This is a genomic window from Streptomyces sp. NPDC023838, from assembly GCF_040639555.1.
In the GTDB taxonomy this organism is placed as follows: Bacteria; Actinomycetota; Actinomycetes; order Streptomycetales; family Streptomycetaceae; genus Streptomyces.
Map to the genome: position 1 here is coordinate 231,766 of NZ_JBFAAD010000008.1, position 17,367 is coordinate 249,132.

Genomic DNA, 17,367 nt, shown 5'->3' on the forward strand with positions numbered 1-17,367 from the left:
CACTAAATCATTGCCCCTGGCGTGTACACACCGGGTTGAGTGACCACATGACCGCCACCGTGCAGACCCCCGTCCCGCCCGTCACCAGAGCCGGCGTCCTGCCCGACGACCCGGTGCTGCGCCGCCTCGCCGTGATGACGTCCCTCAACTCCTTCGGCAACGGCCTCTTCTTCCCCGTCAGCGTGCTGTACTTCACCCGCGTCTGCGGCATCGGCGCGACCCACGTCGGGTTCGGGCTCACGGTGGCCGGGCTCTTCGGGGTGGCGGCGGGCATCCCCGCCGGGCGGGCGTCCGACCGCTGGGGCAGCCGCCGGGTGATCGCCGCGCTGTGGCTGGGCTGCGGCGCCACGATGGCCGCGTACTCCCTGGTCGACGGCTACGCGGGCTTCCTGGTGGCGGCCATCTGCTACGGCTCGCTCAACCAGGCGAGCTGGGGCGTGAAGTCCGCGCTCTTCGCGGACGTGCTGCCCGCCGCGACCCGGGTGGAGGCACGCGGCTATCTGCGGATGGTCACCAATGTGACGATGGGCGTGGGCGGCGCGATCGGCGCGGTGGCCCTCCAGGCCGACACCCGCGCCGCGTACCTCGCCCTGATCCTCGTCAACGCGGCCACCTATGTGGTGCCCGCCGTGTTCGTACGGAGCCTGCCGCTGAACGCCTCCGCCGCCGCGCGCGGCGCCGACAGCACGGCGGACACGCCGGCGAAGAGCCGCTGGCGGGCGGTGCGGGACCTGCCCTATCTGGCGGTGACGGTCCTCAACGCGGTGACCATCCTCCAGTTCAGCCTGCTCGAAGTGGGCATGCCGCTGTGGATCGTGCAGAACACCGACGCGCCGCGCTGGTCGGTGGCGCTGGTGATGATCGTCAACTGCGTTCTGGTGGCGCTGCTCCAGGTGCGGGCGACCCGGGGCGTCTCCGACGTGCCCGGCGCGGTACGGGCGATGGGCCGCGCGGGGCTGCTGCTCGGGGCGGCGTGTGTGGTCTTCGCGCTGTCCGCCGGGCTCTCCCCGCTGTGGGCGGTGGCGGTCCTGGTCGTCGGCGCGGTGATCCAGGTGTTCGGCGAGGTCCTGTCCTCGGCCGGCGGCTGGACCCTGGGCTACGAACTCGCCGACTCCCGCGCGCAGGGCGTCTACCAAGGGGTGTTCAGCTCGGGCAGCGCGGTCGCGATGATGGCGGGCCCGGCGCTGGTCACGGTGACGGCGGTGGGCCACGGCTTCGCGGGCTGGGCAGCCCTGGCCGGGCTGTTCGCGGTGGCGGGTCTTGCCGTGCGCCCGGCGGTGCGCTGGGCCCAGCGGGACGGGGAGTGGCGGGGCGAGCACTGACGGGGGCCGCGCCCCGTACGACCCAGGGGCAAGGGGCGTGACATTGTGCGGCTCCGCGCCCCCGTACTACATAGGGGCGCGGGGATCTGCGAGCCCAGCCACGCACGGTCCGCAGAGGAACGACCGCTCAGTCGAAGCGCAGTCCGCCGGTCCGGGTCCGCTTCAGCTCGAAGAAGTCCGGGTTCGAGGCGATCACGCGCACGCTGTCGAAGAGGCGGGCCGCCTCCTCGCCGCGCGGGATCGCCCTGAGCACCGGGCCGAAGTACGCGGTCCCGTCGAGGTGCATCGTCGGCGTGCCGACGTAGGCGTCCGCCTCCGGGTCCTTGCCCGCGTCGTGACTGCGCCGCACCGCCTCGTCGTACGCGGGGTCGTACGCGGCGTCCGCGAGGGCCGCCGGGAGGCCGAGCTCTGCCAGCGCCTGGGCGATGACCTCGTCGAAGTCCTCGTTCTTCTGCTCGTGTATCCGGGTGCCATACGCCGTGTAGAGGTCGCGCAGCACCCCGTCCCCGTGGTCCCGCGCGGCGGCGACGGCCACCCGTACCGGACGGATCGACTTGTCGACCAACTCCCGGTACCAATCGGGCAGTTCATTGCCGATGTTGTGCAGATACAGGCTCATCACCCGGAACCGGAGGTCGATGTTCCGATGCTGCTCGACCTCCAGCATCCAGCGCGAGGTGATCCAGGCGAACGGGCAGGCGGGGTCGAAGTAGAAGTCGACGGTGGTGGTGTCGGTCGTGGTGCCGGTCGGGTCGGTGGCGGCGGCGCCGGTGCGCTCGGTGGTGTTCACAGGACGAAGGTAGCGATGGATTGGCACCGGAGTCCGGGCCATTCGCGCATTGTCCGAGTGGGCCACTTGGGGGGGGCGGCCCCTGTCGTCGGGGGCTCGGTCAGGCGCCGGTCATCTCCACCAGCGCCTTGACCGTGTTCCAGTTGCGGGCCGTCGCGTCGACGCCCTTGAGCAGGGCGGGCTTCGCGAGGGCCTCGGCGAGCTTGGAGCGGCCGATGCCGTCGGGCGCGTACAGATAGAGGACCCGGTCACCGAGGCGGAACGCGTCGGGCAGGAACGCCTTGGTGTCGATGCCCGCGAAGCGCTCGGGGTCGACGGGGACGGAAAAGAACGTGGCGTGCAGCTGCTTGCCCTCCAGCTCGTCGGCCGGGAAGGGGCAGGCGTCCACGACGGCCTTCAGATAGGCGCCGGTGCGCACCATGCAGGCGACCCGGAAGCCGAAGTGCTTCTGTATGGCCCGCTCCAGGTCGGCGGCGAGCGCGTCCGGGTCGTGGGACTCGCTGCTGAAGACGGCATTGCCGCTGTTCAGATACGTGCGTACGGAGCCGTGGCCGAGCTCGGTGAGCAGCGCTCTGAGCTCGGCCATCGGGACCTTCTTGTTGCCGCCCACATTGATCCCGCGCAGCAGAGCGGCGTACATCGTCGTCATGTCCACACAATAGGACGGCCCCCGTGCCTCGTGGGGGATGGCACGGGAGCCGCCTTTCACGACTGCCTGGGGACGGTTACTCGACGACCTTCAGCAGCTTGTTCGGGGTGCCCGCGCTGGGGTTGGAGATCTTGTCGGCGGTGGCTCCGCCGGTCAGCGCGTCCGAGACCTGGGCCGGGGTGGCGTCCTTGTGGCCGGCGAGGTAGACGGCGGCGGCGCCCACGACGTGCGGAGTCGCCATGGACGTGCCCGAGATGGTCTTGGTGGCGTTGTCGTCCGTGTTCCAGTCGGAGGTGATGTCCGAGCCGGGGGCGTAGAGGTCCACCACCGAGCCGAAGTTGGAGAAGTCCGACTGCTTGTCGTCCTTGGTGGAGGAGGCCACGGTGATCGCCTCCTTGACCCGGGAGGGCGAGCCCTGGCCGGCGTCGGCGGACTCGTTGCCCGCCGCCACCGCGAAGGTCACGCCGGAGGCGATGGCCTTCTGCACGGCCGTGTCGAGCGCCGGGTCGGCGCCGCCGCCGAGGCTCATGTTGGCCACCGACGGGCCCTGGTGGTTCTTGGTGACCCAGTCGATGCCCGCGACGACCTGCTCGGTGGTGCCCGAGCCCTGGTTGTCGAGGACGCGGACGGCGACGACCTTCGCCTTCTTGGCGACGCCGTGCGCGGTTCCGGCGATGGTGCCGGCGACGTGCGTGCCGTGGCCGTTGCCGTCGTCGGCGGTGTTGTCGTTGTCGACCGCGTCGAAGCCGTAGGAGGCCCGGCCGCCGAAGTCCTTGTGGCTGATGCGGACGCCGGTGTCGATGACGTACGCGGTGACGCCCTCACCCGCGGTGTCCGGGTAGGTGTATTTGCCGTCGCCGGCGGTCTCGGCCTGGTCGATCCGGTCGAGCCCCCACGACGGCGGGTTGGCCTGGCTGGCCTCGATGTGGAACTTCTTGTTCTGCACAACCTTGCCGACGGCCGGGTCGGCGGCCAGCCGCTTGGCCTCGGACTGCGAAAGCCCGCTCGCCGAGAAGCCGTTGACCGTGGAGGCGTAGTCGCGCTGGAGCTTGCCGCCGTACTCGTCGGCGAGCTTGCGCTTGGCGTCCGCGGAGGCCTTCTCGTCCAGGAGGACGATGTAGCTGCCGTCGATCGCGCCCTTGGCGTCGAGCCCGTACACCGTGCCCTCGGCGGGCGCGGCCGCGCCGGCCATCTGGGTGGTCATGACGGTGACACCGGCCGCGGCCGCCACGGCGGTTATCCCGGCCGTGAGCTTGAGGCGGCTTTTGCGCTTGTGAGTTGCCATGAAGAGGGGTCTCCTCGCCAGTTTTTGTGGGGGGTTGGCCTACCGGATGGAAACCTTCCGGGGCTGGTTCAAAACCCTTGCCGATTGACGAGCGCAGATCAAGGGCTCCACGCAGCTGTGACTTACACAACAAGGTTTCGTAATAAAAAACAGGCCAGCACAGGTCAACTCGGGCTTTGTGCAGGCTTGGTGGACACCCCGTGGCGACACGCAAGCGGATCTTCCCCTTCAATCGCCTTTACGTGTAAGGGGCTTGAATCCGACTTGTAGGGGATGCCCCCACATCGCAGGGAGTAGATGGCGCAGGCCCGGTTCACCTGCGAGTACGACGAGACGGCTGAATCCTGCCCCTAGCGTCTTACTGGGATGGCGGCGCCGGGCTGCCATCGCTCATCAGGGGGGCGTCTCTTCATGGTCAACGGAGTCACAAGAGTGCGCGGGGTGGCCGCGCGGGCCGGCGGGTGGAGCGCCCGTCACCGCTGGGCGGCAGTGGTGATCTGGGTGCTCTTCGTGGTCCTGGCCATGGGCATCGGCTCGGCGGCCGGGCGGATCGACGTCAAGGACAACCAGCTGCCCGGCGAGGTCGGCCAGGCACAGAAGATCATCGATGACGCGGGCCTTGAGGAGCCGGCCGGCGAGACCGTCTTCATCCAGGCCATCGACGGCTCGACGAAGGCCACCGACCCCTCGTTCCGCGCCGCCGTGGACGACGTGCTCAAGGCGGTCGACGGCACCGGCCAGGTCACCAAGGTGACCTCTCCGTACACCGCGAAGACGCTCTCCAAGGACGGCCGCAGCGCACTGGTCCAGTTCGAGGTGCGCGGAAAGGCCGACACGGCGCCCGAACGCATCACACCGGTGCTCGACGCGGTGAAGAAGGTGCAGGGCGAGCACAAGGAGCTGCGGATCGAGGAGATCGGCAGCGCCAGCATGGGCAAGACGTTCAAGGACGCCTTCGGCGACGACTTCAAGAAGGCCGAGTACTCGGCGGTGCCCGTCGCCCTCGGCATCCTGCTCATCGCGTTCGGCGCGCTGGTCGCCGCCCTGCTGCCGGTGGCCCTCGCCCTCACGGCGATCATCGCCACCATGGGCCTGATGGCCATCGTCAGCCACGTCCAGGCGATGAGCGACACCGCCAACTCCGTGATGCTCCTTGTCGGTCTGGCCGTCGGCGTCGACTACTGCCTCTTCTATCTGCGCCGCGAGCGCGAGGAGCGGGAGGCCGGACGGGACGCCCAGACCGCCCTGCGCATCGCCGCCGCCACCAGCGGCCGGGCCATCATCGTCTCCGGCGTCACCGTCTGTGTCGCGATGGCGGGCATGCTCTTCACCGGGCTCGCGGAGTTCGAGGCCATGGGCCTCGCCTCGCTGATGGTGGTCGCGGTGGCCATGGTCGGCTCGGTGACCGTGCTGCCCGCGCTCCTCTCGCTGCTCGGCGAGCGCGTCGAGAAGGGCCGGCTGCCGTTCCTGAACCGCATCAAGCGCGGCAAGCGCGGCAGGAGCAACAGCAACGGCGAGAGCCGCATCTGGCGCGCCGTCCTCGGCGCGGTGCTGCGCCGCCCGAAGGCCGCGCTGGTGATGGCGGCGGGCGCGCTGATCGCGATATCCCTGCCGGCGCTCGGCATGCACACCCAGAACCTGACGCTGGATCAGGAGTTCGGTGACTCGCTGCCCATCGTCGGCACCTACGACCGCGTCAACCAGACCTTCCCGGGCGGCGCCAGCCCGGCCAACGTCGTGATCAAGGCCGCCGACATCAACGCGCCACAGGTCAAGCAGGCCATCGCCGACTTCCGTACGCAGTCGATCAGCCGGGGCGCCTCGGACGGCCCCATCAAGATCACCCTGCACAGCGCGGAGAACGTGGCGGTCGTCGACGTACCGCTGATCGGCGGCTCCGACCAGAAGAAGGCGGAGAAGAGCCTCGACCTGCTGCGCGACCACATCCGGCCCGACACCCTGGGCAAGGTGCACGGCCTGGACGCGCCGATCACCGGTCAGGTGGCCGGGTCCAAGGACTTCAACGCCCGGATCGTCGGCGCGGTGACCCCGGTCTTCGCCTTCGTGGTGGTCTTCGCCTTCCTGCTGATGCTGCTCTGCTTCCGCTCGCTGACGATCGCCATCACCTCGATCGTGCTCAACCTCCTCTCGGTGGGTGCGGCCTACGGCATCCTCACCGCCGTCTTCCAGCACGGCTGGGGCGCCTCGCTGGTGGGCGCCGAGGGCGTCGGCGCGATCGTCTCCTGGCTGCCGCTCTTCCTGTTCGTGATCCTCTTCGGCCTGTCGATGGACTACCACGTGTTCGTGGTGTCCCGGATCCGGGAGGCCCACCTCCAGGGCCGGTCGACCCGCGACGCCATCCAGCACGGCGTGGTGACGACGGCCGGTGTGGTGACGAGCGCGGCGATCATCATGGTGGCGGTGTTCGCGATCTTCGGGACGCTGTCGATGCAGTCGATGAAGCAGATGGGCGTCGGGCTCGCCACCGCCGTCCTGATCGACGCCACGGTCATCCGGGGCGTGCTGCTCCCGGCGGTCATGGCCCTGCTGGGCGAGCGCAACTGGTACCTGCCGACGTGGCTGCGCTGGCTGCCGGACCTCACCCACGACGAGTCGGCCGCCGCGCCGCCGGTCACCGCCCACCACGGCGAGGACGACCGGGACCGGGTGGTGCGGGTCTGACGGTCGTCCGACCCTCACGGGGGCGGGCGTGACGAGCGAGCCGCGTGAGGTGGTACGGGCAGGGGCTCGGGGAGCAATGCTCCTCGGGCCCCTGCCTGTTGGGTTGGTCGGGGAGGCCGGTGGGTGGGGCGGAGTGGCTATTGGGTGGGCCGAAGTGGCTGTTGGGTGGGCCGAAGTGGCTGTCGGGTGGGGCGGACAGGCTGCTGGGTGGGGCGGACAACCTGCTGGCTGGGGCGGGCAGGGCGGTCAGGCACGGGGGCCGGGCCCGGCTGGGGCCGGGCGTCACCCCCCACCCCGCACACCCCCTCGTTCCTGCGGCCCTTTGGGTCCGAATCAGCGCTGATAGCGGGCCAGCACCAGGTTCCCGTCCTTGACCAGGCGCTTTCGCAGCTCACCTATGCCGATCGCCCCGCTGTAGTACTCCTGGAGCGCCGGCGTCGCGACCTTGTCCTTCCACTCCGGATACCCCCGCACCGACTGCGCGGGTGCCGAACGCAGCGCCCCCGCGAGCGCGGCGCCCGTCGCCCAGCCGTACCGCTCGGTGTGCAGGGCCGGGTCCTTCAGCGCGGCCGTCCCCGTCGGCAGCATCCAGTCCCCCTCGGCGAGCCGGACCATGTTGCGCGGCCGCAGCAGGAAGGCGATGAACTCCGCCGCCTCCTTCTTGTGCGGGCTGTCCTCGGAGACCGAGAGGGTCTGCGGACTGACCCCCTGCGCGAGACCTTCGCTCCCGGCCGGAGCCGGCAGCACGGTCCACTCGAATCCCTCGGGCGCCTGCTGGACGATCTGCTGACGGTACGAGAAGCCCAGTGCGGCCATCGCGTACCTGCCGCCGAAGAAGCCGGGCAGCGTGTCCGACCCGCCCATGCCCAGCGTGGTCCGCGCGGCGCTCCCGTCGACGTTCACCTGATCGTGGACGACCGAGGGCACGGCCGCGTCGCCGTCCCCGAACGCCACCCGCACTTCGCCGTCCGCATCCCGGTGGAACAGCCGGCCTCCGGTGGAGAGCCCCAGGTTCAACGTGATCGACACGGGTTCCTTGAGCGGCCAGGCGATCCCGTACCTGCCCTTGCCGCTCAGCTTCTTCGTCACCTGCCGGAACTCCTCCCAGCTCCACGGCCGTTCGGGGGTGGGGATCCGCACTCCCGAGGACCTGAGGATCTTCGTGTTGGCGATCAGCACCCTCGGCTCCTGCAGGAACGGCACTCCGTACACCCCCTTCCCGAACGTGGTCGTCTCCCAGCTCCGCGCGGGGATGTCCTCCCTGAGCCCGGCGGGCAGCAGGGTGCGCAGGTCCGCGAGGTAGCCGCCGTAGGCGAAGTCCGCGAGGTCGTCGGACGCGTCGTGGATGACGTCCGGCGCCTCACCGCCCTCGAACGCGGTGAGCAGCTGGTCGTGGACGGTGTCCCAACTGCCCTGTACATACTGGACCTGGATCTCGGGGTGTGCCGCGTTCCACTCCTTCACCAGCTCCTTGGTGGCCGCCACCGACTCCTTCTGCCAGGCCAGCGACTGGAAGCGGAGCTTGACCTTCCCATCGGTGCCCGAGCCGCTGTCCGAGCAGCCGGAGAGTGCGAGCGTGGAGAGCAGCAGGGCCAGCACGGCCCCGGCCAGGGTCAACAGGCGTGCGCGCATCAGCTCTTCACCGCCCCGGCGAGCATTCCGCTGGTGATCCGCCGCTGGATGACGGCGAAGACGGCCAGCGACGGCAGGGTGGCGAGGAAGGCGGCCGCCGCGAGCGGACCGAGGTCGGCGGCCCCCTCCGCGCCGAGGAAGTGGGTGAGGACGACCGGCAAGGTCTGTTTCTCCGGTGTTTTGAGGAGAACGAGCGCGAAGAAGAATTCGTTCCACGCGGTGATGAAGGCGAACAGCCCGGTGGCCACGATGCCGGGGGCGAGCAGGGGCGCGGTGACCGAGACAAGCGTGCGCAGCCGCCCCGCCCCGTCGACGGCCGCCGCCTCCTCCAGCTCCAGAGGAACGGCCCGGACGTACCCGACGAGCATCCACAGCGCGAACGGCAGCGACCACACCACGTACACCAGGACCAGCCCCGCCACCGAGTTGATGAGGTGGAGGTTCTTCAGGACCAGGAAGAGCGGAATGATCAGCAGGACGAAGGGGAAGGCCTGGCTGACCACCACCCAGCCGGTCGCCGCCGTCGCGAGCCTGCCCCGTCTGCGCGCCATCACATACGCCATCGGGATCGCCACGACCACCGCGATCAGCGCGGCCGAGACCGCCGCGAGCAGGCTGTTGAGTCCCGCGCGCAGCAGCGGCTGTTCGTCGAAGGCCTGCCGGAAGTTGTCGAGGGTGGGGTGCCTGGGGATCCACGTGGGGTGCAGCGAGCCGAGTTCGCGCGCGGGCTTGAAGGCAGTGGAGATCAGCCAGAGGAACGGGAACGCCAGGAAGACGAGATAGCCGAGGAGCGCCAGATACTGCCCGGCGCGGCCCCAGGGACGGGGGCGGGGGCCGGTGCGGGGGCCACCGGTACGGGAATCGTTGCCGGGACCACCGGTACGGGAACGGGTGCGGGGGCCACCGGTACGGGAGCCGGTGCCGGGACCAGCGCGGGAGCCGGTGCGGGCCCTCATCCGTCCTCACCCCCGCCGAGCCGCGCCACCAGGTGGAACGCGAGGAACACCGAGATCACCGCGACCATCACACATCCCATCGCCGCCGCGTACCCGAACTGGCCGTACCGGAAGGCCTCTTCGTAGGCGAAGAGCATGGGCAGCCGGGTCTTGCCGCCCGGACCGCCGTTGGTCAGCACGTAGACCAGGGCGAACGAGTTGACGTTCCAGATGAAGTTGAGCGCCGTGATCGCCAGTGCCACGGGCCTGAGCGCGGGCCAGGTCACCGTGCGGAAGCGGCGCCAGGCGCCGGCGCCGTCGATCGCGGCGGCCTCGTGCAGTTCGTGCGGGGTGTTCTGGAGCCCGGCGAGCAGGGCCACCGTCGTCTGCGGCAGGCCCGCCCAGACGCCGACGACGATCACGGCGGGCAGCGCGGTGCCGAGTCCGGTCAGCCAGTCCCGGCCGTCACCGAGCCCGAGGTCACCGATCTTCTCGTTGAGGATTCCCGCGTCCGGGTTGTAGACGAGCCGCCACATGATGCCGACGACGACCTCCGGCATCGCCCAGGGAATGATCGCGAGCGCCCGCGCCAGCCATCGGAAGCGGAGGTTCTGGTCGAGCAGCAGGGCGAGTCCGAGCGCGAGCAGGAACTGGGGCACGGTGACCCCGACCGCCCATAACAGACCGATTCTGAACGACTCCCAGAACAAGGTGTCGTCCAGCAGGTCCCTGAAGTTGAGCAGGCCGGTCCACTGGGTGGGTGCGGTGCGGCCCGCCTGGGAATCGGTGAAGGCCAGGGCGATGCCGTAGAGCAGTGGTCCGACACTCAGTACGAGGATCGGGATCAGCGCGGGCAGCACCAGGAACCAGGCCGCGTAGTCCGATGGTTTGCCGGAGCGGCCGCCGGAACGCCTCCCCGACCGTGCCGTTGCGGTGGCCAATGTCATTGTCCGACCCCTTTGCCGGGATTGCCGAATGACCCCCGTCATCGTGCTGACGGTCCGTCGGTTCGTCAAGACAACCTGCCTCCTCACCATGACGACCTGCGCGAATGCGAGACTTGCCCGGTACGGGACGATCACCGGGAGCGAACAGTGGACGAGGCACGAGCGCGCGAGGTACTGGCCTCGGCAGGACTCGGCGCGGGGCGGACGGGGTCGGAGACGGGGACGGGCACGGGGTCGGAGACAGGCACGGGCACGGGCACGGGCACCGGCACCGGCATTCCGGAGACGGGCGCGGCACAGCCGGGCGTGGGCACGGCGGGGACGGGCACGGCGGCCACGGCCGGCCGCGCCGAAGCCGTCGCCGGAGGCCTGCCCGCAGCCTCCGCCGGAGCTCCCGCCGAGTTGCTCGCCCTCGGCGAGAACGCCGTCTTCGCGGCCGGCGACCTGGTGATCAAGGTCGGCCGCGACGCGACGCGCCACCCCGAACTCCTGGCGCGCGCCGAGCGCGAGGTCGCCATCGCCGGCTGGCTCGCGAAGTGCGGGATCCCGGCGGTGCGGGCCGCCGAGCCCGCGCCCCGGCTGGTGGACGGCCACCCGGTGACGCTCTGGCACCGGCTGCCCGCTGCCGTCCGCCCCGCAGGCCCGCGCGACCTCGCCGAACTGCTGCGGCTCGTCCACGCCCTGCCCGCCCCGCCGCTCGCCCTGCCCCGCCGTGAACTGCTCGGCGGGGTGGAGCGCTGGCTGAGGCTGGCCGGGGACGCGATCGACCCCGCCGACGCGGCCTACCTCCGCGCCCGCCGGGACGGCTTCGCCGACGCGGCCGCCGCGCTCACCCCCCACCTCCCGCCGGGCCCGATCCACGGCGACGCGCTGCCGCGCAACGTCCACGTCGGCCCGGACGGCCCGGTCCTGGTCGACCTGGAGACCTTCTCCGCCGACTTTCGGGAGCACGACCTGGTGGTCATGGCTCTCTCCCGGGACCGGTACGGGCTGCCGGACGAGCAGTACGACGCGTTCACCGAGGCGTACGGGTGGGACGTGCGGGAGTGGGACGGGTGCGCGGTGCTGCGCGGCGCCCGGGAGACGGCCAGCTGTGCCTGGGTCGCCCAGCACGCACCGGCCAACCCCAAGGCTCTCGACGAGTTCCGCCGCCGGGTCGCCTCACTGCGGGACGGGGATCCCGAGGTCCGCTGGTACCCGTTCTGAGCCGCGAGCGGCAGCTGCCCCGGGCCGCGCGCCGTCAGTCGTCTGACCGCCGGTTAGCCGCCCCGGGCCACACCCCGTCAGCCGTCTGACCGCCGGCGGCCTGCCGTCAGCCCTGGACCGGGGCCAGTTCCCGTACCGGCCACGCCGGGTCGACTATCGCGTCCGGTGTGCCCTTCCTGCGCAGGAAGCGCTGGAAGTCGGCCGCCCACGCCGCGTACCACTCGATCTGCTGCTTGTGCAGCTCCGGCGGAAGCAGCCGGGCGACCTGCGGGTGGCGGTCGGCTATCGCCACGGCGACCCGGACCGCCGCGAGCGCGTCCGCGCCCGCCTCATGGGCGCCGTCGAGCACCACCCCGTACTCCACGCACACCGCCTCCAGCGTCCGCTTGCCCTTGCGGTAGCGGTCGACCGCACGGTCGATCGTGTACGGGTCGACGACCGGGCCCATGGCCGCGCCCCCCAGCCGGTCGGTGAGCGACGGCAGCCCGTGGCGGTCGAGTTCGGCCGCCAGGAGCGTCAGGTCGAAGGCAGCGTTGTACGCCACGACCGGCACGCCCTGCGCCCAGTAGCCCGTGATCGTCTCCGCTATCTCGTCGGCGACCTCGCGCACCGGGCGGCCTTCGGATGTCGCCCGCTCGTTGCTGATGCCGTGGATCGCCGAGGCCTGCGCCGGGATCCGGATGCCCGGATCCGCCAGCCAGTTCCGCTGCCGGACCGCCTCGCCGTCCTTGACGCCGACGATCGCGGCCGTCACGATCCGTGCCTCCAGCGGATCCGTACCGGTCGTCTCCAGATCGAATCCGACCAGCGGTTCGCGGTGCCAGCCCATCTTGGCCCTCCCTTGTGGTGCTCTCCCCCAGTGACGAACAGCCTCGCACGCACCACTGACAACGGGACCCGGGCCGACCGACGGCTGGTCAGGAGACGGGCCGCGAATCGGCCCACACCGACTCGAATTCCTCGCGGTATGTCGCGAAAAGTCCGTGTTCGGCGTCCTGATCGGGGCGCACGACATCCCGCCGCGCTCCCCCGCGCAACACGAGCACCGGCGCCTCCATCCCGCGCGCCCGGCGCAGATACGACTGGACGACCGCGAGTCCGTCGCTGCCGTCCCCGTCGACCAGGTACGCGGTGAAGCGCGGGGTCTCGTCGAACACCTGGATCTCGAAGGCCCCGGGGTCGCGCAGCCGGGCCCGCACCCGCCGCATGTGGAGGATGTTCATCTCGACCGAGCGGCTCAGCTCGCCCTTCTTCAGCCCCAGTTCGCGCTCGCGGCGCTTGACCGCGCTGCTCGCCGGGTTCAGGAAGAGCAGCCGGACACGGCAGCCCGACTCGGCGAGCCGCACCAGCCGGCGCCCCGAGTAGTTCTGGACCAGCAGATTGAGGCCGATGCCGATCGCGTCGAGCCGGCGGGCGTGGCTGAACAGGTCCTCGGCGGGGAGCTGGCGCTGCAGCCGCACCCGGTCGGAGTGGACCGAGACCACGTCCGCGTACCGGTCACCCACCAGGTCCTCGACGGCGTCGATGGGCAGCCGGTGCGCGGCGGGCGCGCCCGCGCCGCCGCCCAGTACGTCGAGCAGCCGGGCCGAGGCCCGCTCGGCCTGGGCCAGGACCGCCTCGTTGAGCGCGCGGTTGCGCGAGACCACGTTCCGCGCGACCTCCAGCTCGTCCAGGGCGAGTTCCACGTCGCGCCGGTCGTCCACGTACGGCTCGAAGCACGGCCAGTGCTGCACCATCAGCTCGCGCAGCTGGGGCAGGGTGAGGAAGCTCAGGACGTTGTCGTCGGCGGGGTCGAGCAGATAACCCTTGCGGCGCGAGACCTCCCGTACGGCGACGGCCCGCTGCACCCACTCCTGCCCGGCCGGGCCCGCCGCCGCGACCACCCAGTCGTCGCCGTGGACCGGCTCGTAGATGGGGCGCAGCACGGCGGCCACGACGGCCCGCAGCCGCTGCTCCACCAGGTTCAGCCAGATGTAGGCCCGGCCGGCCCGCTGCGCGCGCGTACGCACCTCGCTCCAGGCGTCCGCGCCCCAGTCCAGTTCCGCCCCGATCTCCACCGGACGCGCCACGGACACCGCGCCGGGCGGGATGTCGCCGGACTCCCCCTCGTGACCCGTGTCACCAGGGGGCAGCTCCAGCCCTCCCGAGCTCACCCGCGCACCGCCTTCCGGTCCCCCTCCAACGATCAAGGAAGAGTACTCCGCGAGCAGGAGGCGGTGCAGCCGGATGGAGAGGCTGTTTCTCAACTCCCTTGTTGACGTGATCCGTTCCGTGCGGCGCGTTCGGGCGGAGTGAGCTGATTCATAGCGGTTCCACCTGGGCAGGGACCCGGGACGGCGCCGGACGCTGGCCGGATCCGTCCTTCGCAGGCCGTCCGGATCGCCCCGGGTACTGGCCCCCTATGGGGGTAACCGCTGTTCGGATCACCCTCCGGAGCACTCCGGCGTCCTAGGGGACGGACTTCTTTTCCGGGAGGATCTGCGTCAAGTGCCCCTCAGTACCCGGAACAGAAGTGGAAGAGTCTTGCCCATGCAGGTGTGGCCGGGACAGGCGTACCCACTCGGCGCCACGTACGACGGCGCCGGGACCAATTTCGCGGTCTTCTCGGAGGCCGCCCGCCGGATCGAGTTGTGCCTCCTGCACGACGACGGGTCGGAGACGGCGGTGGAGCTGCGCGAGAGTGACGCGTTCGTGCGCCACGCCTATCTGCCCGGAGTGATGCCGGGCCAGCGCTACGGCTTCCGTGTGCACGGCCCGTACGAGCCGCAGAACGGGCACCGCTGCAACTCGGCGAAGCTCCTTCTCGACCCCTACGCGCGCGCGATCAGCGGGAGCATCGACTGGGGCGAGGCGGTGTACGGCTACTACTTCGACCGCCCCGACTCCCGCAACGACATGGATTCGGCGCCGCACACCATGACGTCGGTCGTGGTCAACCCGTACTTCGACTGGGGCGACGACCGGCCGCCGCGCACCGAGTACCACCGCACGGTGCTGTACGAGGCCCACGTCAAGGGCCTGACGATGCTCCACCCGGAGCTGCCGCCCGAGATGCGCGGGACCTACGCGGCCCTGGCGCACCCCGCCGTCATCGGCCATCTGACGGAACTGGGGGTGACGGCTCTGGAGTTGATGCCGGTGCACCAGTTCGTCAACGACCACCGGCTCGCGGACGAGGGGATGTCCAACTACTGGGGTTACAACACGATCGGATTCTTCGCCCCCCACAACACCTATGCCTCCTGGGGTGACCGGGGGCAGCAGGTCCTGGAGTTCAAGCAGGCCGTGAGGGCGCTGCACGAGGCCGGGATCGAGGTCATCCTGGACGTGGTCTACAACCATACGGCCGAAGGCAACCACCTGGGGCCCACGCTCTCCTTCCGGGGCCTGGACAACGCGCAGTACTACCGGCTCGCCGACGATCCGCGCTACTACGAGGACACCACTGGCACCGGGAACTCGCTCCTGATGCGCTCGCCGCACGTCCTCCAGCTGATCATGGACTCGCTGCGGTACTGGGTGACCGAGATGCACGTGGACGGCTTCCGCTTCGACCTCGCGGCGACGCTGGCCCGGCAGTTCCACGACGTGGACCGGCTGTCGTCGTTCTTCGACCTGGTGCAGCAGGACCCGGTGGTGAGCCAGGTGAAGCTGATCGCGGAGCCCTGGGACGTCGGTGAGGGCGGCTACCAGGTGGGTAACTTCCCGCCCCTGTGGACCGAGTGGAACGGCAAGTACCGCGACACCGTGCGGGACCTGTGGCGGGGCGAGCCGCGCACGCTCGCGGAGTTCGCCGGGCGGCTCACCGGCTCCTCCGACCTCTACCAGGACGACGGGCGGCGGCCGCTGGCCTCCATCAACTTCCACACCTGCCACGACGGCTTCACCCTGCACGACCTCGTCTCGTACAACCAGAAGCACAACGAGGCCAACAAGGAGGGCAACCGGGACGGCGAGAGCCACAACCGGTCCTGGAACTGCGGCGCCGAGGGCGACACGGACGACGCGGGGGTGGTGGAGCTGCGCGAGCGCCAGATGCGCAACTTCATCGCCACCCTGATGCTGTCGCAGGGCGTGCCGATGCTCAGCCACGGCGACGAGTTCGCCCGCACCCAGCGCGGCAACAACAACGCCTACTGCCAGGACAACGAGCTGAGCTGGGTGAAGTGGCCCGACCCGGGCAGCGACCCGGAGGGGACGCTGCTCGCCTTCACCCGGACGATGGTGTGGCTCAGGCGCGACCACCCGGTGTTCCGGCGCCGCCGCTTCTTCCACGGCCGACCGGTGGAGGGCACCCACGACGAGCTGTCGGACATCGCCTGGTTCACCCCTGAGGGTGAAGAGATGACCCAGCAGGACTGGCAGGCGGCGAGCGCCAAGGCGCTGACGGTCTTCCTCAACGGCAACGCGATCTCGGAGCCCGGCCCGCGCGGCGAGCGCATCGCGGACGACTCGTTCCTGCTGATGTTCAACGCGAGCGCGGAGACCATCGACTTCCTGGTGCCGGTCAACCACGGCCGGCAGTGGCAGGTGGTGGTCGACACGGGCTGCCGGGAGGGGGTGCCGCCGGGCGAGGGCGCCAAGGTGACGGCGGGCGAGCGGGTCACCCTGGTGGGGCGGAGTCTGACGGTGCTGCGGCGTCCCGCCTGAGCGGGCGGGGGGCCCGAAGGGCCGTCTGGGCGCCCCTCTGCGGGCCCGGGGTTACCTTCGGCCGTACGGGGGCCCGGCAGGCCCCGTACGGACCACGAGAGGACCGCGCACAGGGTCGCCGCGACCACCATGACCGCGAAGGCCGCCACCGGGCCGTGGTCCTGGGCCAGGCGCCCCGACAGCGCCAGGGCGAGCGCCTGCCCGCCGACGATCCCGCTGGTCAAGAACGCCATGGACTCGGTCAACCGGGCGGCGGGGACGAGCCGTTCGGTCAGTCCGAAGAGCGTGATCAGATGCGGGGCGTACGCCACACCGAGAACGACCACAGCCGCGTGGAGAGTTCCCAGCGAGCCCACGAAGAGCAGCGGTACGGAGAGCACCAGCAGGGCGGTGGTGGCGATCCGCCAACGCGCGCGTAGCACGAGTCTTTCCGGTACGGCGACCATGGCGAGGCCCGCCACCGCGCTCATCACCCCCATCGCGGCGTACACGAGCCCGGTCTGCGAGGGCCGGTCCAGCCGCTCGGCGAGGGCGGTGATGCCCGCCTGGGAGGCGCCGAACATGGCGCCCTGGAGCACCATGGTGACGCGCAGCGCGTACACCGCCCCCGGCAGCCGGGTGCGCGGCGCCCTGACGCGCTCCTCGGCCACGACCTGCCTGGCGGTCGGGTGCAGGGCGAAGGCGGTGCCGCAGACGGCGAGCAGCCCGGCCGCGACCAGGAGCGCGACCGCCGGGTGGGCGAGCGCCGCCGCCAGTCCGACGAAGGCGGGCCCGAGCACGAACGACACCTCGTCGAGGGTGCCTTCGAAGGAGAGCGCCGCCGCCACGGTCCGCTCGTCGGCCCCGGCGCGCCGCGCCAGGGAGACGGTCCGGCTCCGAGCCGGCGGGCCGACCTGCGGCACGCTCGCCCCGGCGAGCGCCCCGAGGAGCGCCAGCCGGACGGTGCCCGTGCGGGCGAGCGCGGCCACGACGAGGGCGGTGACGGCGGCCGCGTTGACGAGCGCCGCGCCGAGCACCACGCCCCGCTGGCCGTGACGGTCGGCGGCGCGGCCCAGGAGCGGGCCGCCGGCGGTCTGGCCGAGGGCGAGCGCGCCGCCCGCGAGCCCGGCGGTGGCCAGGCTGCCACTGGTCTCGGCGACCAGCAGCACACTGCCGAGCTGGCACATCGCCGTCGGCAGCCGTCCGAGGAACGAGACGACGGGGAGCAGCGGCCCGGTGAGGGCGATGACCTTGCGATACGGGTGCAGGGCTCCGGACATCAGGCGAAGC

12 protein-coding genes and 1 pseudogene are annotated in these 17,367 nt (G+C 71.0%); 4 read left to right on the forward strand and 9 right to left on the reverse strand.

The features are described from left to right. Positions 1–47: 47 nt before the first annotated feature. Entirely contained in the window at positions 48–1,322 is a 1,275-nt protein-coding gene (locus AB0G17_RS13670; RefSeq protein ID WP_361380520.1) for an MFS transporter, read from the forward strand. Positions 1,323–1,449: 127 nt separating this feature from the next. Here the strand turns inward: AB0G17_RS13670 and AB0G17_RS13675 are convergent, their stop codons facing one another. From AB0G17_RS13675 to AB0G17_RS13685, 3 genes are all read right to left on the reverse strand, one after another. Then, positions 1,450–2,112 carry a DsbA family protein gene (locus AB0G17_RS13675; RefSeq protein ID WP_361380523.1) on the reverse strand — a complete coding sequence of 221 codons (663 nt, stop codon included), beginning with the start codon at positions 2,110–2,112 and terminating at the stop codon, positions 1,450–1,452. Between the two features lie 100 nt (positions 2,113–2,212). After that, positions 2,213–2,761 (reverse strand): DUF1697 domain-containing protein, encoded by a 549-nt coding sequence (locus tag AB0G17_RS13680; protein ID WP_361380526.1) that lies wholly within the window; start codon positions 2,759–2,761, stop codon positions 2,213–2,215. A gap of 76 nt (positions 2,762–2,837) precedes the next feature. Continuing rightward, complete coding sequence (locus tag AB0G17_RS13685; RefSeq protein WP_361380529.1) at positions 2,838–4,046, reverse strand: S8 family peptidase; 1,209 nt, start codon at positions 4,044–4,046, stop codon at positions 2,838–2,840. A gap of 411 nt (positions 4,047–4,457) precedes the next feature. On the opposite strand from AB0G17_RS13685, the gene AB0G17_RS13690 reads away from it, so the two are divergent. After that, positions 4,458–6,728 carry an MMPL family transporter gene (locus AB0G17_RS13690; protein WP_361380532.1) on the forward strand — a complete coding sequence of 757 codons (2,271 nt, stop codon included), beginning with the start codon at positions 4,458–4,460 and terminating at the stop codon, positions 6,726–6,728. 333 nt (positions 6,729–7,061) lie between these two features. Here AB0G17_RS13690 and AB0G17_RS13695 read toward each other — a convergent pair whose 3' ends face one another. The 3 genes from AB0G17_RS13695 to AB0G17_RS13705 are packed head-to-tail and all read right to left on the reverse strand — an operon-like array spanning position 7,062 to position 10,242. Continuing rightward, positions 7,062–8,360, reverse strand: a complete 1,299-nt coding sequence (locus tag AB0G17_RS13695) for a sugar ABC transporter substrate-binding protein (protein WP_361380535.1) — start codon at positions 8,358–8,360, stop codon at positions 7,062–7,064. Continuing rightward, entirely contained in the window at positions 8,360–9,316 is a 957-nt protein-coding gene (locus AB0G17_RS13700; protein ID WP_361380538.1) for a carbohydrate ABC transporter permease, read from the reverse strand. Before AB0G17_RS13700 ends, AB0G17_RS13695 begins: the two co-directional genes overlap by 1 nt. Then, positions 9,313–10,242 (reverse strand): sugar ABC transporter permease, encoded by a 930-nt coding sequence (locus AB0G17_RS13705; protein ID WP_361380541.1) that lies wholly within the window; start codon positions 10,240–10,242, stop codon positions 9,313–9,315. The genes AB0G17_RS13700 and AB0G17_RS13705 overlap by 4 nt, the downstream gene beginning before the upstream one ends. A gap of 369 nt (positions 10,243–10,611) precedes the next feature. On the opposite strand from AB0G17_RS13705, the gene AB0G17_RS13710 reads away from it, so the two are divergent. Beyond that, entirely contained in the window at positions 10,612–11,448 is an 837-nt protein-coding gene (locus AB0G17_RS13710) for an aminoglycoside phosphotransferase family protein (RefSeq protein ID WP_361380631.1), read from the forward strand. Positions 11,449–11,554: 106 nt separating this feature from the next. On the opposite strand, the gene AB0G17_RS13715 is transcribed toward AB0G17_RS13710, so the two are convergent. Continuing rightward, the gene (locus AB0G17_RS13715; protein WP_361380544.1) at positions 11,555–12,277 is read right to left on the reverse strand and encodes a 3'-5' exonuclease; all 723 of its coding nucleotides are present in this window, start codon (positions 12,275–12,277) and stop codon (positions 11,555–11,557) included. 88 nt (positions 12,278–12,365) lie between these two features. Then, entirely contained in the window at positions 12,366–13,601 is a 1,236-nt protein-coding gene (locus tag AB0G17_RS13720; RefSeq protein WP_361380547.1) for an SAV2148 family HEPN domain-containing protein, read from the reverse strand. Between the two features lie 376 nt (positions 13,602–13,977). On the opposite strand from AB0G17_RS13720, the gene glgX reads away from it, so the two are divergent. Next, positions 13,978–16,098, forward strand: a complete 2,121-nt coding sequence (glgX, locus tag AB0G17_RS13725) for a glycogen debranching protein GlgX (protein WP_361380550.1) — start codon at positions 13,978–13,980, stop codon at positions 16,096–16,098. 23 nt (positions 16,099–16,121) lie between these two features. Here glgX and AB0G17_RS13730 read toward each other — a convergent pair. Next, positions 16,122–17,357, reverse strand: a pseudogene (locus tag AB0G17_RS13730) (MFS transporter); the annotation flags it as partial. Between the last annotated feature and the right edge of the window lie 10 nt (positions 17,358–17,367).

Coding starts and splice junctions, on each gene's coding strand:
- AB0G17_RS13715 (WP_361380544.1), bottom strand. CDS start 12,277: ATGGGCTGGCACCGCGAACCGCTGGTCGGATTCGATCTGGAGACGACC.
- AB0G17_RS13680 (WP_361380526.1), bottom strand. CDS start 2,761: ATGACGACGATGTACGCCGCTCTGCTGCGCGGGATCAATGTGGGCGGC.
- AB0G17_RS13685 (WP_361380529.1), bottom strand. CDS start 4,046: ATGGCAACTCACAAGCGCAAAAGCCGCCTCAAGCTCACGGCCGGGATA.
- AB0G17_RS13695 (WP_361380535.1), bottom strand. CDS start 8,360: ATGCGCGCACGCCTGTTGACCCTGGCCGGGGCCGTGCTGGCCCTGCTG.
- AB0G17_RS13705 (WP_361380541.1), bottom strand. CDS start 10,242: ATGACATTGGCCACCGCAACGGCACGGTCGGGGAGGCGTTCCGGCGGC.
- glgX (WP_361380550.1), top strand. CDS start 13,978: ATGCAGGTGTGGCCGGGACAGGCGTACCCACTCGGCGCCACGTACGAC.
- AB0G17_RS13700 (WP_361380538.1), bottom strand. CDS start 9,316: ATGAGGGCCCGCACCGGCTCCCGCGCTGGTCCCGGCACCGGCTCCCGT.
- AB0G17_RS13690 (WP_361380532.1), top strand. CDS start 4,458: ATGGTCAACGGAGTCACAAGAGTGCGCGGGGTGGCCGCGCGGGCCGGC.
- AB0G17_RS13670 (WP_361380520.1), top strand. CDS start 48: ATGACCGCCACCGTGCAGACCCCCGTCCCGCCCGTCACCAGAGCCGGC.